This window comes from Streptomyces indicus, assembly GCF_900100315.1.
In the GTDB taxonomy this organism is placed as follows: Bacteria; Actinomycetota; Actinomycetes; order Streptomycetales; family Streptomycetaceae; genus Streptomyces; species Streptomyces indicus.
The window spans coordinates 312,767-333,043 of sequence record NZ_FNFF01000006.1 but is presented as its reverse complement, the minus strand read 5'-3'; the positions used below and the strand labels follow the sequence as shown (position 1 = coordinate 333,043).

12 protein-coding genes are annotated in these 20,277 nt (G+C 69.6%); 9 read left to right on the top strand and 3 right to left on the bottom strand.

Annotated elements, in window-relative coordinates:
- Window positions 1–169: 169 nt before the first annotated feature.
- Together BLT97_RS18115 and BLT97_RS18110 are read right to left on the bottom strand one after the other, a co-directional pair.
- Complete coding sequence (locus tag BLT97_RS18115; RefSeq protein ID WP_093611394.1) at window positions 170–1,369, bottom strand: trypsin-like serine peptidase; 1,200 nt, start codon at window positions 1,367–1,369, stop codon at window positions 170–172.
- 196 nt (window positions 1,370–1,565) lie between these two features.
- Window positions 1,566–2,789: a trypsin-like serine peptidase gene (locus tag BLT97_RS18110; protein WP_093611392.1), complete on the bottom strand. Its 1,224-nt coding sequence runs from the start codon at window positions 2,787–2,789 to the stop codon at window positions 1,566–1,568.
- 439 nt (window positions 2,790–3,228) lie between these two features.
- On the opposite strand from BLT97_RS18110, the gene BLT97_RS18105 reads away from it, so the two are divergent.
- The 5 genes from BLT97_RS18105 (at window position 3,229) to BLT97_RS18085 (ending at window position 12,323) form a co-directional block, all read left to right on the top strand.
- The gene (locus BLT97_RS18105; RefSeq protein ID WP_093611390.1) at window positions 3,229–4,803 is read left to right on the top strand and encodes a diaminobutyrate--2-oxoglutarate transaminase family protein; all 1,575 of its coding nucleotides are present in this window, start codon (window positions 3,229–3,231) and stop codon (window positions 4,801–4,803) included.
- Between the two features lie 296 nt (window positions 4,804–5,099).
- Window positions 5,100–7,205 (top strand): IucA/IucC family protein, encoded by a 2,106-nt coding sequence (locus tag BLT97_RS18100; protein ID WP_425442725.1) that lies wholly within the window; start codon window positions 5,100–5,102, stop codon window positions 7,203–7,205.
- A gap of 27 nt (window positions 7,206–7,232) precedes the next feature.
- Window positions 7,233–8,054: a GNAT family N-acetyltransferase gene (locus tag BLT97_RS18095; protein WP_093611386.1), complete on the top strand. Its 822-nt coding sequence runs from the start codon at window positions 7,233–7,235 to the stop codon at window positions 8,052–8,054.
- A 300-nt stretch (window positions 8,055–8,354) separates the two neighbouring features.
- Window positions 8,355–10,271 (top strand): IucA/IucC family protein, encoded by a 1,917-nt coding sequence (locus BLT97_RS18090; RefSeq protein ID WP_093611384.1) that lies wholly within the window; start codon window positions 8,355–8,357, stop codon window positions 10,269–10,271.
- Between the two features lie 51 nt (window positions 10,272–10,322).
- Window positions 10,323–12,323, top strand: coding sequence for an ATP-dependent DNA helicase (locus BLT97_RS18085; protein ID WP_093611382.1), 2,001 nt, complete (start codon window positions 10,323–10,325; stop codon window positions 12,321–12,323).
- A 154-nt stretch (window positions 12,324–12,477) separates the two neighbouring features.
- Here the strand turns inward: BLT97_RS18085 and lexA are convergent, their stop codons facing one another.
- The gene (gene lexA, locus BLT97_RS18080; RefSeq protein ID WP_093611380.1) at window positions 12,478–13,263 is read right to left on the bottom strand and encodes a transcriptional repressor LexA; all 786 of its coding nucleotides are present in this window, start codon (window positions 13,261–13,263) and stop codon (window positions 12,478–12,480) included.
- Window positions 13,264–13,991: 728 nt separating this feature from the next.
- On the opposite strand from lexA, the gene nrdR reads away from it, so the two are divergent.
- From nrdR to BLT97_RS18060, 4 genes are all read left to right on the top strand, one after another.
- Window positions 13,992–14,528: a transcriptional regulator NrdR gene (nrdR, locus tag BLT97_RS18075; RefSeq protein ID WP_093611378.1), complete on the top strand. Its 537-nt coding sequence runs from the start codon at window positions 13,992–13,994 to the stop codon at window positions 14,526–14,528.
- Window positions 14,529–14,696: 168 nt separating this feature from the next.
- A complete protein-coding gene (locus BLT97_RS18070; RefSeq protein WP_093611376.1) occupies window positions 14,697–17,591 on the top strand; it encodes a vitamin B12-dependent ribonucleotide reductase in 2,895 nt (964 codons plus the stop codon).
- 156 nt (window positions 17,592–17,747) lie between these two features.
- Entirely contained in the window at window positions 17,748–18,875 is a 1,128-nt protein-coding gene (locus tag BLT97_RS18065) for a tyrosine-type recombinase/integrase (RefSeq protein WP_093611374.1), read from the top strand.
- Window positions 18,868–19,191 (top strand): helix-turn-helix domain-containing protein, encoded by a 324-nt coding sequence (locus BLT97_RS18060; RefSeq protein ID WP_093611372.1) that lies wholly within the window; start codon window positions 18,868–18,870, stop codon window positions 19,189–19,191. The genes BLT97_RS18065 and BLT97_RS18060 overlap by 8 nt, the downstream gene beginning before the upstream one ends.
- The last annotated feature ends 1,086 nt before the right edge of the window (window positions 19,192–20,277 follow it).

Here is a 20,277-nt window from a genome sequence, read left to right as displayed (position 1 = left end):
GGTGGGCTTGTGCGGGGCGAGCTTTTGAGCGAAGGGCGCGCCGGCCGGGGGTCCAGGGGGCGGAGCTCCCGGGTGGGGGCCTTGGGGCGGAGCCCCAAAACACCCCCCCCGCCGCGGAGCGGCGGAGCAGGGTGCCGTCCGGCACAGCGGCACCCTGCTCCCCGTACCCCTAACTGCTGCCGTACTTCTCGCTCATCTGCAAGAACAACTCCTCAGCCCCCGCCCCGAGCTGCGGACCCGCGAGCCAGCCCGCGCTGCCCGCCGGGCCGATCGAGGTGTTCGAGACGAGGTAGGTCTTCTTGTCGGGCTTCACGTGGAACCAGCCGCCCCCGGAGGACCCGGCCGTCATGGTGCAGCCGATGCGGAACATCGTCGGCGCCGAGGGAGTCAGCGACAGACGGACCGGCTTGTCCAGGCACTTGAACATCTGCACACCGTTGAACGGCGGCGCCTGCGGGTAACCCCACGCCCCCATCGTGCCGATCTCCGTCGCGGACGGAGCGTCGAAGTCGACCGGCAGCGCCGCGCCCACGGTCTCCTCCAGGGACTTGCCGCCCTTCTCGGGCTTCACGTGCATCACGGCGTAGTCGTACTCGTACGAGGCACCGGAGGTCGCCGCCGTCGTCCCGTTGATCCACTCACCGGAGGTGGATACCCAGTCGGCCCAGAACTGGCCGTACGGGGCGACCTCGTCCGCCGTCGCGTTCTGCAGCTCGGCCGGCGACTTGCCCTCACGGTTGTACGCGGGGATGAAGGCGATGTTGCGGAACCAGCCGCCCTCCGCGCCCGCGTGCACACAGTGGCCCGCGGTCCACACCAGGTTCGACTTACCAGGGTTGTTGGGGTCCTTGACGATCGTGCCCGAGCAGACCGCCGCGCCCTCGGGGGTGTCGAAGAAGATCTTGCCGACCGGAGCCGCGTGCTTCCAGTACGGCTTCTTCTCCTCCTGCGCCTCGACCGGCGCCGGGTCCGGGTCGGTCACGCCCGCGTCGGAGTCCGTGGCGGCCTTGGTGTCGATCGTCTGGACCGGGTCCTTGGCCTCCTCCATGCGCTCGGGCTTCCAGAGGTCCTTGATGACCGGGTTGACGAAGTCCTCGGCCTCACGCAGCCACTTGTCCTTGTCCCAGTTCTTCCAGCCCCCCTTCTCCCACTCGTCCAGGTCGATGCCGTGCTCCTTGAGCCGGTCGGTGAGGTCGGCGGGGAGCTCAGGCAGCTCGCTGAGACCGCTGTCGCCCTTGTCGGCACCCTGGGACGTGGCCGGCTTGTCGGCCGCCTTCGGGTCCTCCTCGCTGCCGCAGGCCGTCAGGGCCAGGGCCGAGACGAGGCCTATCGCGCCCAGGCGCAAGGCGGTTGGTCGTATCGAACGCATGGTGGTGTGACCCCCGTTGATGTCCGTAGTGCTGTCATGGATGCGCCAGCTGTCATGAATACGTCAGGCTGACGCGCGAAGGTGCCGGTCTCCGGGCACGAGAACCCACTATGCACGGTGAGTTGTGGGTGCCCGACGGCGGGTGCGTGAAGATATCGGCAGGGCGTGCCCGGTGCGAACGCGCCCTGCCGGGACGTCAGTTCGCGAACTTCTCGCTCACCGCGTCGTAGATCCCCTTGGCCTCGTCGCCGAGCCGCGGACCGGCGAGCCAGCCCGCCGTCACCGGGCCGATCGAGGTGTTGGACACCAGGGCGGGCTTGCCGTCCTTGCCGGTCGCGACCCAGCCGCCGCCGGAGGAACCGCCGGTCATGGTGCAGCCGATGCGGTACATCGTCGGGTCCTCGGTGTTCAGCGAGAGCCGGCCCGGCTTGTCGGCGCAGGCGAGCTGGCGCTGGCCGTCGAAGGGCGGGGCGGCCGGGTAGCCGGTGGCGGTCATCGAGTCGATGCCGGACACCGCCGGAGCGTTGAACTCGACCGGCAGGGCGGCGCCCACGGTCTCCTCGAGGGACTTGCCGTTGTCCTTCTCGGGCTTCACGTGCAGCACCGCGAAGTCGTACGGAGCGCCGGCGCCGCCCGTCGGGCCGCCGGTCTCGATCCACTGCTGCGAGGTCTGTGCCCAGTCCGCCCAATAGAGGCCGTGCGGGGCGATCTCCTCACGCGGCGCGCCTTCGAGCTCGGCCGCCGACTTGCCCGCGTTGTTGTACGAGGGCACGAAGGTGATGTTGCGGTACCAGCCGCCCGCCGCGCCCGCGTGCACGCAGTGGCCGGCCGTCCACACCATGTTGGACTTGCCGGGGTTGGCCGGGTCGGTGACGACCGTCGCCGAGCAGACCATGGAGCCCTCGGGGCCGTCGAAGAAGAGCTTGCCGGAGGCGGGGGAGGACTCGGTGTACGGGGTGCTCAGCGCGGCCGCCTCGACCGGCGCCGGGGTCGGGTCCGTCTTGCCCTGATCACCCGAGATGTCGTCCTCGACCGGCTTCGCGGGCTGCTTGTCCGCGTCGCGCATCCGGTCCTCGTCCCACAGATCCTCGATGATCGGATTGACGAAGTCCTCGGCCTCGCGCAGCCAGTCGTCCTTGTTCCACTCCTTCCAGGCCCCGTCCTTCCACTCGTCGAGGTCGATCCCGTGCTCCTTGAGCCGGTCCTTGACGCCGTCGGGGATCTGGATGCCGTCCTGGGCGCTGGAGGACGGAGGCTTGTCGGCCGCGTCGGCTCCGCCGTCGTCGCCGTTGCAGGCGGTGGCGGTCAGCGCGACGGCGGCACAGAGCGCGAGCGCGGACAGGGGAGTGCGACGGCGTGCGGCTCTGCTGCCCGCGCCCCTCCTCGCGCGTACGGCGTGCAGCGGGCGTATGGGTCGCATATCCGGATCTCCCCCTGGTCGGAAGCTGTTCTTGTCGTTCGCTCGGGCCGCGAAGCGGGCGGCATCGGGCGGCAACCACCCTATGCCGGTGCCGTAGGGGACTTCCGACGGATGGGCAACGGTTCCGTCACGGCAAGGATCTTCCGCGCGGCCGTGATCCCCCGCTCGCCGCGTCGTTGGTACGTACGGGGGACTCGCGACAAGCGTTCAACTCCCCTTCTGTCCGCGGACATCTGCGCCTTCCGTGGTACGGGGCCGTCCCGCGATGCGGGGCTGTCCCCTCGTACGGGCAACTCGTCGCCGGGACCCTCCCGTCGTACGGGCACCCGGTGCCGGACCTTCCGGTACCGGGACTTCCCGGTGCCGGGGCCTTCCCGGTCATGGGGCGGTGCACGCGTCCGCGTCCGCACACCGCCGTACCAGGGGAGGACCGAACGCCGTGGCCGTGACCGAGCCGACGGTGAGCGCCGACGCGCCGCCATGGAAGACCGGGGGAGGGCTGCCGCCCGCGCGGCAGGGCTCCTTCGGTGAAGGGGCCGCGGCCCACGGGGCCGAGGGGATCCTGCGGCGGCAGTCGTCGCGGGAGTCCGCGGCGCGTACCTATGCGCGGTCGCTGCCCATCGTGCCGGTGCGGGCCCGCGGCCTGACCATCGAGGGCGCGGACGGCCGGCGGTACCTCGACTGCCTGTCCGGAGCGGGCACCCTGGCGCTCGGGCACAACCACCCCGTGGTGCTCGAGGCGATCCGCGAGGTGCTCGACTCGGGGGCGCCGCTGCACGTCCTCGACCTGGCGACGCCCGTCAAGGACGCCTTCACCACCGAGCTGTTCGCCACGCTGCCGAAGGTGCTGGCCGACCGCGGACGCGTGCAGTTCTGCGGCCCGGCGGGCACCGACGCGGTCGAGGCCGCGCTGAAACTGGTGCGTACGGCGACCGGGCGCAGCGGCATGCTCGCGTTCACCGGCGCCTATCACGGGATGACCGCGGGCGCGCTGGAAGCGTCGGGCGGTGCTCAGGATGTACGGGTCACCAGGCTGCCGTTCCCGCAGGACTACCGCTGCCCCTTCGGCACCGGCGGGGAGCGCGGGGCCGAACTGGCCGCGCGCTGGACCGAGTCGCTGCTCGACGATCCCAAGTCGGGGGTGCCGCTGCCGGCCGGGATGATCGTCGAACCCGTGCAGGGCGAGGGCGGTGTGCTGCCCGCTCCGGACGGCTGGCTGCGGCGGATGCGGGACCTCACCGCCGAGCGGGGGATCCCGCTGATCGCCGACGAGGTGCAGACGGGGGTCGGCCGCACCGGGGCCTTCTGGGCCGTGGAGCACAGCGGGGTCGTGCCCGATGTGATGGTGCTCTCCAAGGCCATCGGCGGCAGCCTCCCGCTCGCCGTCCTCGTCTACCGCGACGACCTCGACGTATGGGAACCGGGCGCCCACGCGGGCACGTTCCGCGGCAACCAGCTGGCGATGGCCGCCGGCGCGGCCACCCTCGCCTACGTACGCGAGAACCAACTCGCCGATCGCGCCGCCTCATTGGGGGAGCGGATGCTCGCGCAACTGGCGGAGCTCGCCCGGTCGTATCCGTGCGTGGGGGACGTGCGCGGGCGGGGGCTGATGATCGGGGTGGAGTTCGTGGACCCCGAGGCGGGGGACGGGGCCGCGGGCGCCGTTCGGGCAGGCGCGAGTGGCGGCGGTGGCGTGAGTGCCGAAGGCGGTGCGGGCGCAGGTACGGGAGGGCCGCTGCCCGCTGCGCCGGGGCTTGCTGCGGCCGTGCAGCGGGCCTGCCTGGAGCGCGGGCTGATCGTCGAACTCGGCGGCCGCCACTCCAGTGTCGTCCGGCTGCTGCCCCCGCTCACCCTCACCGACGAGCAGGCCGTCGCCGTCATGGACCGGCTCGCGGACGCGGTCGGTTCGGTCCGGTCCGGGCACCGCTCGGGTGGCACGGCTGCTCCACCGGTACGGATCGACCTCGGCTCCGCCCGTACGACAGGCGGAGCCGCCACCGGCGCCGTCCGATGACCACCAAGCTTCCACCACCGCACAAGGAAACCCTCGTGAACCGCACACCGACACCAGACGGCCACCCGCACCCCGCCGACCGCGCACCTGGCGCCGCCCCCTGCTCGCTGACGGCGGACCCGGGGGCGCTGCCGCGTCAGAAGTCGGGGCAGGCCGGTGCGGCGGCCGGCGTAACTGGCGCAACCGGCGCGACCGGCGGGGCTGCGGCGACCACTCCGACTGGCGCGGCTACGGCGACCGCCTCGACCGCCCCGACCGCTGTCGCTGCCCCGAGCGCTGCGGCCGCTGCTGCCGCCGTGGCCGAGCGGCCGTGGTCGGTCGACGAGGCCGGACGGCCGGTCCAGGCGCCGCAGCAGACGGAACCGGCCGCCTTCGCCGACGAGTTGGAGCACCCCGACCCGGCCGCCGCGGCGAACGCGGCCGGTGTGGAGAACCTGCTCCGGTGCTGGATCCGCGAACGGGACCTCACGCCGGACCCGAGCGGCCGCGTGCTGCGGATCGCCCTGCCCGCGAGCGGCCTGACCCTGCTCGTCCCCGTCCACTACTGGTCGCCCACCGGCTGGCACCGCCTCGGCGCACCCGCCTTCGCGACCGCCCCCACGGCCGCACCGCCGCTCGACGCCGTGACCTTGGCGGCACTGCTGAGCCGGGAGACGGGGACGGAGGCCGAGCAGGGGCCGGCCGAGGGCGGTACGCCGGCCTCGGGCGGTGCGCCGGATGCGTCCGGCACACCCAGTACACGCGGCACAACCCGCACGTCCGGCGCACTCCTCGCACCCCTCGCACCCAGCACATCCGGCGCGGATGACCGAGCCCCAAGTGCCCCTGCCTGGCGCCCCGTTGGAGACGGCAGCGACCTCGTCGGGCGCGTCGCCGACTCCGTGCGGCGTACGGCGGAATTCCTGAGTGTGCGCCGCCGCGCCGTCTCGGCGGCCCGCACCCCGGAGATCCCCGCACATCCCGACGCGGCCGACCTCTTCCTCCGAGCCGAACAGTCGCTCGTCCTCGGACACCCCCTGCACCCGACGCCCAAGAGCCGCGAAGGGCTCTCCGAAGCGGAGGCCGCGCGCTACTCGCCGGAAGCGCACGGCTCGTTCGCCCTGCACTGGATGGCCGTGGCCCCCTCGGCCCTCGCCGCCGACTCTGCCTGGACCGAGCGCGGTCGCACGGTCCCGGCCGAACAGCTCCTGACCCGTCTCGCCGGACCCGCCGCCAAGCGCGCCGCCTCCGCGCACGCCGCCGAACCTGCCGACGGATACGCACTGTTGCCGCTGCACCCCTGGCAGGCCGGCGAACTGGCGCACCGGCCCGAGGTCGCCGAACTCCTGGAACGCGGCCTGATCAAGGACCTCGGCCCGCTGGGCGACTCCTGGTACCCCACCTCCTCCGTCCGCACCGTCTACCAGCCCGGCGCCCCCGCCATGCTGAAGCTCTCCCTCGGCCTGCGCATCACCAACTCCCGTCGCGAGAACCTGCACAAGGAACTCCACCGGGGCGTGGAGGTCCACCGACTGCTGCGGGCCGGCCTCGCCGCCGAGTGGCAGGCGGCCCACCCCGGGTTCGACATCGTCCGCGACCCCGCCTGGCTGGCGGTGGTCGACGCCGACGGCGCTCCCGTCCCCGGCCTGGACACCGTGGTCCGCAACAACCCCTTCGCCCCCGGCGACGACGTGACCTGCATCGCCGCCCTGGTCTCACCGCGCCCCGTACGCGCCGCGGACCCGCCCGGGCGCCGCACGGCACCCGGAGCCGCCCCCGACGCCGGTGCTCCCATGCGCTCCCGCCTCGCCGAACTCGTCGGCGCCCTCGCCGCACGCACCGGACGCCCCCGCGGCGCCGTGGCCGCCGAGTGGTTCCTGCGCTACCTCGAACAGGTCGTACGCCCCGTCCTCTGGCTCGACGGCGCAGCGGGCATCGCGCTCGAAGCCCACCAGCAGAACACCCTCGTGGTCCTCGACCCCGACGGCTGGCCCGTCGGCGGCCGCTACCGCGACAACCAGGGCTACTACTTCCGAGAGTCCCGCCGTACCGAACTCTCCACCCGCCTCCCCGGAATCGGTGTGCACAGCGACACCTTCGTCTCCGACACCGTCACCGACGAACGGTTCGCCTACTACCTCGGCATCAACAACGTCCTGGGCCTGATCGGCGCCTTCGGCTCACAGCAGCTCGCCGACGAACGGCTGCTGCTCGCCGCCTTCCGCCGCTTCCTCGGCGAGTGCGCGACCGGCCCGGCCGCCCTGCGCAGCCCGCTGCCGGCCCAACTCCTGGAGACCCCGGTGCTGCGCTGCAAGGCCAACCTCCTCACCCGGCTGCACGGCCTCGACGAGCTCGTCGGCCCCGTGGACACCCAGTCCGTCTACGTCACCATCGCCAACCCCCTTCATTCACCCCGTACATGACTCATCGCCTGTGAGAGGAGCGTCACCGTGCCGCCCAGCGACGCGAGCACCAACTCCCAGCCCTCCGCGGCCGGGACCGACTCGGGCTCCGCATCCGAGGACACCCTCGACCTGCGCCTGCCTCCCGAATTCCTCGCCCTCTTCGCTGACGGGAGGGCGGGGTCACGGGACGCGAAGCAGGAGCCGAGCGTCTCGTCCGCCCAGGCGCAGCACCGCGCCGCCCAGGGGAGCGCCCGCCCGCGCCTCACCGACCCCGTGCACGGCTACCCGCCCCTCGAAGACCTCCTCGACGGCGTCTCCGGCTGGGGACCCACTGCCACGCCCGTCGGCGTGTTCCAGCTGGTGCCCGTCCGGATCGAGCGTGATCTCCCGCTGATCAGCCGCTGGATGAACGACCCCGCCGTGGCCGAATTCTGGGAGCTCGACGGCGACGCGTCCGTGACCGCGGACCACCTGCGCCCCCAACTCGACGGCGACGGACGCAGCGTGCCCTGCATGGGCCTGCTCGACGGCACCCCGATGAGCTACTGGGAGATCTACCGGGCCGACCTCGACCCTCTCGCCCGGCACTATCCGGCGCGCCCGCACGACACCGGAATCCATCTGCTCATCGGGGGCGTCACCGACCGGGGCCGGGGCCTGGGCACGTCCCTCCTGCGCGCCGTCGCCGACCTCGTACTCGACCGGCGCCCCTCGTGCACCCGAGTGGTCGCCGAACCGGACCTGCGCAACACCCCTTCTGTGTCAGCCTTCTTGAGCGCAGGATTCCGCCTCGGTGCCGAGATGGAGCTCCCCGGCAAGCGGGCCGCGCTCATGATCCGCGACCGCGCGCTGCGCGACCGGCTCTGACCCCCGCCGCACCGACCTCACCCACCGCACCGTGGCTGCAGCCGACCCGCACCGGCTCCCGCAGCACCACTCCCGAACACATCCCGACACCTCCCGACCGGCCGGATTCCCACCGGCTTTCGTGGATTTCACTTCTGGTACACCGCCCGGGCCGAGGAGGTTCCGCTTCTCGGCCCACGAGATTCCACGAACTTCCTTCACCCGCCCCGGCTCTCCCCACCTCACCCCACCCCGCCCTCCCCGCTTCCGCCCCACCCGAGCCCCACCCCAGGCCCGCACCCGCTTGATTCCGGAGACCCCGTGCAGAATTCCGCCGCCGCCCCCGATTCGGCAGAGCGCCCCTCGCTCTACGACCCGCCGGAGCTGGACCGGGCGGCCTGGCACCTGGCAGGCCGCCGCCTCCTCGCCAAGATGCTGGGCGAGTTCGCGTATGAAGAGATCGTCCAGCCGTCCCCGACCCCGTCCCCGTCCCCCGATCCGGTCCCTTCCGGGGAGCACACGCCCGGCGCCCCGCGCCGCCACACCCTCCGTCTGGACGACGGCCGCCGACTGGCCTTCCGCGCAAGCAGAGGCGCGTACGACTCCTGGCGCGTCGACCCCGACAGCATCGTCCTGACAGGGGAAGCCGACGCCTCCCACAGCAGCGCCCCCGACACCGACACGCCGCACACCCGCGCCTCCGAAGTCCCGTACACCGACCCGATCCGCTTCGTCACCGAAGCCCGCCGCACCCTCGGACTCGACGGTTCCACGCTCGGCCACCTCATCCGCGAGCTGAACGCCACCCTCGCCGCCGACACGCGCCTCGACCACTCCGCGCTGAGCGCCGCCGAGCTCGCCGACCTCGACTACGCCGCGCTCGAAGGCCACCAGACCGGGCATCCGTGGCTCGTCCTCAACAAGGGGCGGCTCGGCTTCTCGGCACGGGACTGCGCCCATTGGGCCCCCGAAGCGCGCCGGACCGCACCGCTGCCATGGCTCGCCGTGAGCCGGGACCTCGCCTCGTACCGCGGCGTCCGCGGCCTGGACACCCCCGACCAGCTCTACACACGCGAACTGGACGCGACCACCCGGGCCGCCTTCGACGAGGTCCTGCGCGGCCGTGGCCTCGACCCGGCGCGCTATCTGCTGCTCCCCGTGCACCCCTGGCAGTGGGACGAGATCGTGCTACCCCTGTTCGCCTCCTCGGTCGCGGCCGGTGACATCGTGCCGCTGCCGGGCGACGGCGACCTGCGGCTGCCCCAGCAGTCGATCCGCACCTTCCTCAACCTGTCGCGCCCCGAGCGCCACACCGTGAAGCTGCCCCTGTCGATCCTCAACACCCTGGTGTGGCGCGGCCTGCCGACCGAGCGCACCGCCGCCGCCCCTGCGGTCACCGCATGGGTGCACGCGCTGCGGGACGGGGACCCCTTCCTGCGCGACGAGACACGCGCCGTCCTGCTCGGCGAGGTCGCCTCCGTCACCGTCGAGCACCCCGTGTACGACGGCCTGGCGGAGGTCCCGTACCAGTACAAGGAGCTCCTCGGAGCCATCTGGCGCGAGCCCCTCGGCCGCCACCTGGACCCGGGCGAACGTGCCCGCACCCTCGCCTCCCTGCTCCACGTCGACCCGCAGGGCCGGGCCTTCACGGCGGAACTCGTCGCGCGCTCGGGGCTCACCCCCGAGGCCTGGCTGCGCCGGCTCCTCGGCGCGCTGCTCCCGCCGCTGCTGCACTTCCTCTACCGCTACGGCACGGTGTTCTCACCGCACGGCGAGAACACGATCGTGGTCTTCGACGAGCGGGACATCCCTGTCCGGCTCGCGGTGAAGGACTTCGTCGACGACGTGAACGTCAGCGCCGAGCCGCTGCCCGAGCACGCCTCGATGCCCGAGGACGTACGCGAGGTGCTGCTCACCGAGCCGCCGGAGTTCCTCACCCAGTTCATCCATTCGGGGCTCTTCATCGGGGTCTTCCGCTATCTCGCGCCGTTGTACGAGCAGCAACTCGGCCTGTCCGAGGGCGACTTCTGGGCTCTCGTACGCGCCGAGATCCTGCGCTACCAGGCACGGTTCCCGCAGCTCAAGGACCGCTTCGAGACCTTCGACCTGCTCGGGGAGCGGATCGCGCGGCTCTGCCTCAACCGCAACCGCCTCCACCTCGACGGCTACCGCGACCGGCCCGAACGCCCGCACGCCGCGGTGCACGGCACGGTGCCCAATCCCCTCCACCGGCCGTAGAGCGGCGGCCCGGCGATGAATGTCAGTGGACCCGTCTAGGGTGGTCGGCCTATGACGAAACCCTCACTCCCCGAACTTCTGCATGCCGCCGTCACAGCTGTCGGCGGCACGGAGCGCCCTGGCCAGGTGGCCATGGCCGAGGCGGTGGCCGAGGCCATCGACGGCGGCTCGCATCTCCTCGTCCAGGCCGGCACCGGCACCGGAAAGTCGCTCGGCTATCTGGTGCCGGCCCTGGCCCACGGGGAGCGCGTGGTCGTGGCGACGGCCACGCTCGCGTTGCAGCGCCAGCTGGTCGAGCGCGATCTGCCGCGCACGGTGGAGGCGCTGCACCCGCTGCTGCGCCGCCAGCCGCAGTACGCGATGCTCAAGGGCCGCTCCAACTACCTGTGTCTGCACCGCCTCCACGAGGGCGCGCCGCAGGACGAGGAGGAGGGTCTCTTCGACCAGTTCGAGGCGGCCGCGCCCACCAGCAAGCTGGGCCAGGACCTGCTGCGGATGCGGGACTGGGCGGACGAGACCGAGACCGGCGACCGCGACGATCTGACCCCGGGCGTGTCCGACCGCGCCTGGAGCCAGGTGTCGGTCTCCTCGCGCGAGTGCCTGGGCGCCACGAAGTGTGCGTACGGGGCGGAGTGCTTCGCGGAGATGGCGCGCGAGCGCGCCAAGCTCGCCGACGTGGTCGTCACCAACCACGCGCTGCTCGCCATCGACGCCATCGAGGGTGCGCCGGTGCTGCCGCAGCACGAGGTCCTGATCGTGGACGAGGCCCATGAGCTGGTCTCGCGGGTCACCGGCGTCGCCACCGGGGAGCTCACGCCGGGCCAGGTGAACCGCGCGGTCAAGCGCGCCGCCAAGCTGGTCGACGAGAAGGTGGCGGACCAGCTGCAGACCGCGGCCGAGGGCTTCGAGCGGCTGATGGAGCTGGCGCTGCCCGGCCGGCTGGAGGAGATCCCCGAGGACCTCGGCTATGCGCTGCTCGCGCTCCGCGACGCCGCGCGCAATGTGATCTCCGCGCTCGGCACGACCCGCGACCGCTCGGTGCAGGACGAGGACGCCGTACGCAAGCAGGCGCTCGCCTCGGTGGAGTCCGTGCACGATGTGGCGGAGCGGATCACCAACGGGTCGGAGTGGGACGTCGTCTGGTACGAGCGGCACGAGCGCTTCGGGGCCTCCCTGCGCGTCGCCCCCATGTCCGTGTCCGGGCTGCTGCGCGAGAAGCTCTTCACCGACCGCTCGGTGACGCTGACCTCGGCCACGCTGAAGCTGGGCGGCGACTTCAACGGGGTGGGCGCCTCGCTCGGCCTCGCCCCCGAGGGCCTGGCGGGCACCGCGGGCTCGGAGTCCGAGGACATGCCGGTCTGGAAGGGCGTGGACGTCGGCTCGCCCTTCGACTACCGCAAGCAGGGAATCCTGTACGTGGCCAAGCACCTCTCACGCCCGGCGCGCGACGGTGACCGGGCCGACATGCTCGACGAGCTCACCGAGCTGATCCAGGCCGCCGGCGGCCGCACGCTCGGGCTGTTCTCCTCGATGCGCGGCGCCCAGCAGGCGGCAGAGGAGCTGCGGACGCGCATCCCCGAGTTCCCGATTCTCCTCCAGGGCGAGGAGACGCTCGGCGAGCTGATCAAGAACTTCGCGGCGGACCCGAAGACCTGCCTGTTCGGCACGCTGTCGCTCTGGCAGGGCGTGGATGTGCCCGGCACGGGCTGCCAGCTGGTGGTCATGGACAAGATCCCGTTCCCGCGGCCCGACGACCCGCTGATGAGTGCGCGGCAGAAGGCGGTGGAGGAGAACGGGGGCAACGGCTTCATGGCCGTGGCCGCCACGCATGCGGCGCTCCTGATGGCGCAGGGCGCGGGGCGCCTCGTGCGCGCCACGGGGGACAAGGGGGTGGTGGCGGTGCTCGACCCGCGCCTGGCCACGGCTCGCTACGGCAGCTATCTCAAGGCGTCGCTGCCGGATTTCTGGTACACGACGGATCGCAATCAGGTGCGGAGGTCGTTGGCGGCGATTGATGCGGCGGCGAAGGTGGTGGAGGCTGCGGAGGAGTAGGGGGTGCGGGGCGGGTCGGGCTGAGGTGGGGCGCCGGCGGGGCTGAAGGGCTGCTCAACACCGGAGGGGCTGAAATGACAGCACAGGGCCCCGGAACCGGCGCAGGTGGTTCCGGGGCCCGGTCTTGGGCGGACGGGGAGACCCGTCGCGGCGGTCAGACGCGGCGGAGCACCGCCACGACCTTGCCGAGGATCGTCGCCTCGTCACCGGGGATCGGCTGGTACGCCGCATTGTGCGGGAGCAGCCAGACGTGCCCGTCCTCGCGCTTGAAGCGCTTCACCGTGGCCTCGCCGTCGAGCATGGCGGCGACGATGTCACCGTTCTCCGCCACGGGCTGGCGGCGGACCGTGACCCAGTCGCCGTCGCAGATCGCGGCCTCGATCATCGAGTCGCCGACGACCTTGAGGACGAACAGCTCACCGTCGCCGACGAGCTGCCGCGGCAGCGGGAAGACGTCCTCGACCGACTCCTCGGCGAGGATCGGGCCACCGGCCGCGATCCGGCCGACCAGCGGGACATAGGACGCGGCCGGCTTGCCCGTGGTGTCCGTGGGCTGGCTGCTGCCCTGGTCGGAGCCGCGCACCTCGTACGCACGCGGACGGTGCGGGTCGCGGCGCAGGAAGCCCTTGCGCTCCAGGGCCATCAGCTGGTGGGCCACCGAGGACGTGCTGGACAGGCCTACGGCCTGGCCGATCTCGCGCATCGACGGCGGGTAGCCACGCCGCTGCACGGAGTCCCTGATCACCTCGATGACCCGGCGCTGGCGGTCGGTGAGGCCCGAACTGTCGGCCCGGATGCCTGGAGGTCGGCCGGGAAGCGAGCGGGCGGGCTTCTGCCCCTCCGGGATCATGCCGGAGTCATTCATGGCGTGCACCGCCTCGAGTCGGCCCTGGGAGCGGTCCTGGGCGGTGATGCTGGCACTGTCTGCGGTGGTGGTCACGGCGGCCCCTTCCGAGATGGTCTCCCTAGTCGGACAACGGTAGTTGCTTTCGAAAGGTTGCGCCAAACACACGTTCGAGTGAAAAACTTTGGATTGCCTGACGCGATCATGTGCTCGGGTGTAATGCCGAGGCTCGAACAAGTGGCAATTCGGCCCATCACGGGAGAATCCACCGCGCGGGCGGGCGTGCCAGGAGTTGTGCACACGCTAGGCGCCCGCGGGATGCCCGCGAGGTATCCGCGAGACGCCCGTGCGGTACCCGCCCGCTACCCGTGAGGGTCACAGTCTGCCATCGGTTGCCGGGTGCGATGCGCTCGGAGTGCGATCGAGTTTTCCGTGGGTGGAGATCGGCCCCTCGTGTCCCCGGGCCTGGATTCCGGGTGTCCCGGGGTGCATCCCGGGTCCTGTTCGACCCGCCTCGAACCGTCGCGTCGGACTGCCCGCCTCGTCGGTCCGCCTGCCCCGTCACGTACCCTCTTCAAGGCCTTCCGTGGAGGACGCGCGGGCGACGCACCGGCGACACTCCGAACGACACGCGATAGTGCCGATATTGCGGCCAAACCCCAGATCTAGTGGTTGGATTGGCGCAGCCGCCCAGAAGTTGTGGTCCCAGGTTCTGTGAGCCTCGGCCATCGCCTATGCTGGGGGTCGCTTCGAGCGGGGCAGCGGTGACCAACCGCGCCTTGTGAGAGGCCGTTCAGTCGTGCTGTGAAGGAGGGTTGGGAGCGATGCACTGTCCCTTCTGCAGGCACCCCGACAGCCGGGTCGTCGACTCTCGTACGACCGACGACGGCACGTCGATCCGCAGGCGCCGGCAGTGCCCGGACTGCACCCGCCGTTTCACCACCGTCGAGACCTGCTCGCTGATGGTGGTCAAGCGCAGCGGCGTGACCGAGCCCTTCAGCCGTACCAAGGTCATCAATGGCGTGCGCAAGGCATGCCAGGGACGGCCCGTCACGGAGGACGCACTCGCCCAGCTCGGCCAGCGGGTCGAGGAGGCGGTGCGCGCCACCGGCAGTGCCGAGCTGACCACCCATGACGTGGGTCTGGCCATACTCGGCCCGTTGCAGGAGCTCGACCTCGTCGCGTACCTGCGCTTCGCGTCCGTCTACCGGGCGTTCGACTCGCTCGAGGACTTCGAGGCCGCCATCACCGAGCTGCGGCATGCGCAGGAGTTTGCCGCCGACGCCGAGGGCGCACCCGAAGCCGAACACGAAGGGCCTCCGGGGGCCGAGATCCCCGTGCCCACCACCGCCGCCGACTGACCGGCGGGCCGGACCTCGGACCCCACCACGGGCCCGGGCCGGCGGCCGATCGGCGGCCAGAAGACCTGTTGCGGGTGGCAGCGCTGCGCTCGCGGCACCAGACACACACCACAGCCTCGGGAAGAACGGGGCACTTTAGGGCGTTTTAGCCCGATATAGGGAGGCGGCATGACCGAGACGACGAGCGGCCCGGCACGAGGTTCCCGCGCCAAGGGATCCAAGGCCAGCAAGGGTCTGCGTATCGAGCGCATCCACACCACCCCCGGCGTGCATCCGTACGACGAGGTCCAGTGGGAGCGCCGTGACGTCGTCATGACCAACTGGCGCGACGGCTCGGTCAACTTCGAGCAGCGTGGCGTCGAGTTCCCCGACTTCTGGTCGGTGAACGCGGTCAACATCGTCACCAGCAAGTACTTCCGCGGCGCCGTCGGCACCCCGCAGCGCGAGACCGGTCTGAAGCAGCTGATCGACCGGATCGTGAAGACGTACCGCAAGGCCGGCGAGGACTACAACTACTTCGCGTCCCCCGCCGACGCCGAGATCTTCGAGCACGAGCTGGCCTACGCCCTCCTGCACCAGATCTTCAGCTTCAACTCCCCGGTGTGGTTCAACGTCGGTACGCCGCAGCCGCAGCAGGTCTCCGCGTGCTTCATCCTGTCCGTCGACGACTCCATGGAGTCGATCCTCGACTGGTACAAGGAAGAGGGCATGATCTTCAAGGGCGGCTCCGGCGCCGGCCTGAACCTCTCCCGTATCCGCTCCTCCAAGGAGCTCCTGTCCAGCGGCGGCAACGCCTCCGGCCCGGTCTCCTTCATGCGCGGCGCCGACGCCTCCGCCGGCACCATCAAGTCCGGTGGCGCCACCCGCCGCGCGGCCAAGATGGTCATCCTCGACGTCGACCACCCCGACATCGAGTCCTTCATCGAGACCAAGGTGAAGGAGGAGGAGAAGATCCGCGCGCTGCGCGACGCGGGCTTCGACATGGACCTGGGCGGCGACGACATCACGTCTGTCCAGTACCAGAACGCCAACAACTCGGTCCGTGTGAACGACGAGTTCATGAAGGCGGTCGAGACCGGCGGCAAGTTCGGCCTGCGCGCCCGCATGACCGGCGAGGTCATCGAGGAGGTCGACGCCAAGTCGCTCTTCCGCAAGATGGCCGAGGCCGCCTGGGCCTGCGCCGACCCCGGCATCCAGTACGACGACACCATCAACGCGTGGCACACCTGCCCGGAGTCCGGCCGTATCAACGGCTCGAACCCGTGCTCCGAGTACATGCACCTGGACAACACCAGCTGCAACCTCGCCTCGCTGAACCTGATGAAGTTCCTCAAGGACGACGGCAAGGGCAACCAGTCCTTCGACTCCGAGCGCTTCGCCAAGGTCGTCGAGCTGGTCATCACCGCGATGGACATCTCCATCTGCTTCGCGGACTTCCCGACGCAGAAGATCGGTGAGAACACCCGCGCCTTCCGCCAGCTGGGCATCGGCTACGCCAACCTCGGCGCCCTGCTCATGGCCACGGGTCACGCGTACGACAGCGACGGCGGCCGCGCCCTCGCCGGTGCCATCACCTCCCTGATGACCGGCACCTCGTACAAGCGCTCCGCCGAGCTGGCCGCGGTCGTCGGCCCGTACGACGGCTACGCCCGCAACGCCACCCCGCACAAGCGCGTCATGAAGCAGCACGCCGACGCCAACGCCAAGGCCGTCCGCATGGACGACCTGGACACCCCGATCTGGGCCGCCGCCACGGAGGCCTGGCAGGACGTGATCCGCCTCGGCGAGAAGAACGGCTTCCGCAACGCGCAGGCCTCCGTCATCGCCCCGACCGGCACCATCGGTCTCGCGATGTCCTGCGACACCACCGGCCTCGAGCCCGACCTCGCGCTGGTCAAGTTCAAGAAGCTGGTCGGCGGCGGCTCGATGCAGATCGTCAACGGCACCGTGCCGCAGGCCCTGCGCCGCCTGGGCTACCAGGAGGAGCAGATCGAGGCGATCGTCGCCCACATCGCCGAGCACGGCAATGTCGTCGACGCCCCGGGCCTCAAGCACGAGCACTACGAGGTGTTCGACTGCGCCATGGGCGAGCGCTCCATCTCCGCGATGGGCCACGTCCGCATGATGGCCGCGATCCAGCCGTGGATCTCCGGTGCGCTCTCCAAGACGGTCAACCTGCCGGAGACGGCGACCGTCGAGGACGTCGAAGAGGTCTACTTCGAGGCCTGGAAGATGGGCGTCAAGGCGCTCGCGATCTACCGCGACAACTGCAAGGTGGGCCAGCCCCTCTCCGCCAAGAAGAAGGACGCCACCGAGGCGGAGAAGGCCGAGGTCACCGAGAAGGCCGAGGAGACCATCCGCGCCGCGGTCGAGAAGGTCGTCGAGTACCGCCCGGTCCGCAAGCGTCTGCCCAAGGGCCGTCCGGGCATCACCACCTCGTTCACGGTCGGTGGCGCCGAGGGCTACATGACCGCCAACTCCTACCCGGACGACGGTCTCGGCGAGGTCTTCCTGAAGATGTCGAAGCAGGGCTCGACCCTCGCCGGCATGATGGACGCCTTCTCGATCGCCGTCTCGGTCGGCCTCCAGTACGGCGTGCCGCTGGAGACGTACGTCTCGAAGTTCACCAACATGCGCTTCGAGCCGGCCGGCATGACGGACGACCCGGACGTGCGGATGGCGCAGTCGATCGTCGACTACATCTTCCGCCGCCTGGCGCTGGACTTCCTGCCGTTCGAGACCCGTTCGGCGCTCGGCATCCACTCGGCCGAGGAGCGTCAGCGTCACCTGGAGACCGGTTCGTACGAGCCGACCGACGACGAGGTGGACGTCGAGGGCCTGGCCCAGTCGGCGCCGCGCGCCCAGGAGCTGAAGGCCGTCGAGACCCCGAAGGCGGCCGAGGTCCCGGCCCCGAAGCAGGCGCACACCAGCGCCGAGCTGGTCGAGATGCAGCTGGGCATCCAGGCCGACGCCCCGCTCTGCTTCTCCTGCGGTACGAAGATGCAGCGCGCCGGCTCGTGCTACATCTGCGAGGGCTGCGGCTCCACCAGCGGCTGCAGCTGAAATCAGGCGGAATTGCATCGGATGCAACATCCGACGTAGTCCGCGCACGTAGCTGACCAGCAGCTCACGAAGGGGACCGACCTTGGGTCGGTCCCCTTCGTCATGCTCGCTACCTGGGGTGCGTAACCAACTCAACGATGTTGCGTTAGATGCAACATGAGCGGAGGGGCGGATCTGCCAGGTGCTGCGCACCTGGTTCTTGCAGATGGAGTGGCGCATCTCGACCTCGAGACGGCCGTGTTCAACGCGATGTTGGAGGGCTGGGCAAGGCAACAGGCAACCAGGTTCCTGAGCTCCGATGGAACCATCCAGCCAAGAATCTCCCTGGTCAGACGGTTCGCTTCGTTCACCAACGAGTATCCATGGCAATGGGATTCTGCGGACGTTGAGGAATTCATTAACCACCTACGAGCGCGAAGGCCGTCATTCGCTGTCTCCACTGGTCGCGGGTACCAGAACATCCTTCGGCTTTTCTGTGAGTACGTGACAGACGCTCGCTATGGGTGGCCGAGAAAATGCTATGAGCACTTCGGGGAGGCTCCGGTTCAGATCCTCCATGAGTGGAACACTGTTACGCACTCAAGCGACTACGAAGGATCGCCTGGACGTCGACCGTTGACATACGATGAAGTGCAGGGGTTGTTCGATGCCGCCGATGGTCGTGTCGAAGAAATTCGCAAGCGGAGACGCAAGGGCGCCCTGGCTGCGATGAGGGACTCGATCCTCCTCAAGTCCGTGTACGCATACGGCTTGCGCAGGCGAGAGGCCGCGGGCCTGGATGTGGCCGATCTGCGACGTAACGCGAGGATGCCGGACTACGGCCGATTCGGAGCCCTGTTTGTGCGCTACGGAAAATCGAGCAAGGGCGGTCCTCCCAAAAGGCGAACTGTCCTAACTGTTCCGGAGTTTGACTGGATCGTAGACGCTTTGGATCAGTACGTAGATGAAGTTCGGCCTCTCTTTCAACCAGGAAAGCATCCTGCGCTATGGATTACGGAGAGGAGGGGCAGAATCTCATTGAGACGTGTGGATGAGGCCTTCGAAACCGCCCGGAAGGTTGCCGGCATTCCGGAGGAACTTGACTTGCATTGTCTACGGCACAGCTATGTCACGCATTTGCTGGAATTCGACTACCCCGAGAGATTCGTTCAGGACCAGGTCGGGCACGAGTACGCCTCGACCACAGCAATCTACTCGGGAGTTTCAGACGAATATCGAAATCGACTACTGCACAGGTCGCTCAAGGGACGGCATTCAGCTCTCTGGGGGCATTGCTTTGATTAAGAAGATGGGTATCCAGTGGAACCTTCGCCGACTGATGGCCTCTCAAGACATGTTCCAAACCTCGGACTTGGTGCCACTGTTAGCCGAGCGAGGAATCCATCTTTCTAGAGAGCAAGTGTTCCGCCTGGTAACGCAGCCTCCTCAGAGGCTGTCCATGGATACGCTCGCGGCGCTCTGTGACGTCCTTTCTTGTACCCCAAACGACCTGATTGAGGTCCAAGCGACTTACACGGAAGTCCGTAAGACGGTGAGCGAACAGACTGGAGCTATTCCTCCGCCGGTTCGCCGTACCAACATCCGTAGGCCTGGTAGCTGATGTCCAGGCGGTCCAGGTCGGCTGCATTGGATCGAGTAGTCACGGTGATGGTGAGGCAACTTCCCGGGCTGGACAAAGACGCCGCATTGGAAGCGCTGGTGGCGTCGAGATGCCATGGTTGGCGCGGCTTGAAGGAGCTAGATGAGCATCTGGCGGAGCATCCAGGGGCTTTGAAGGACGGCTCCTCACGAGTTCCCAAAGCCGTGTTCCGCCTGACGCGCACTCTGCATGCGGGCGGACGGCGAGATGTGGTGCTTACTCCTTGCGGGAGTTGCGGCACCACGACTCGTGTCTTGCCGCACCTGGATCAAAGTCGGGCTCGGATCTGCGAGCCGTGCTACACCCGCGCTAATCCCCGGGAATGTATCCGCTGTGGCAACTGGGGGCGGATTATGGCCCGTCGGCCCGACGGCGAGATCTGTCACAACTGCTACAACGCAGACACGGCGAATCTCAAGGCATGTGCCACCTGTGGGCACCGCCGGCCGGCAGCGCGCCGACTCCCTGACGGAAAAGTCCTTTGTCAGCGCTGTGCGCCAATGCCTCTCCATACATGCTCGGTTTGCGGTACCACGGCCCCAGCGTGGGCGATTACCCAGGACGGGGCGATGTGTAGAAAGTGCTACCGAACCCCGGGACGGCTATGTGGAAAGTGCGAGCGGGTTCTCCCTGTTGCACGTCGCGCCACGGCCAACTCTCCGGACATCTGCATCAACTGTTACAGGGGCCCCACCCGAGTGTGCTCGGTATGCGCAAGGCGCCGACCGTGCAATCTCGATCGTACTACCAGGCAACCCACGTGTGCCGGCTGCCATGCGCGTCCGAGAAGGGGATGCGCGCGCTGCGGTCGAACGCGGGAGGTGCAAGCGCTCTGGCCCCTCGGGCCCGTATGCAATACGTGCTACCAGTGGGTGCGAAAGAATCCAGGTTCCTGTTCAACTTGTGGCACTTACCGGGCGCTGGTTGGTGTAACCGAAGAGGGCGCTGCTGCGTGCGGGCCATGCTCGGGAGAGGACATTGAATACACTTGTCGCACGTGCGGCCGAGCTGGTTATCTCTATGTCCAGGGAAGTTGTGACCGTTGTG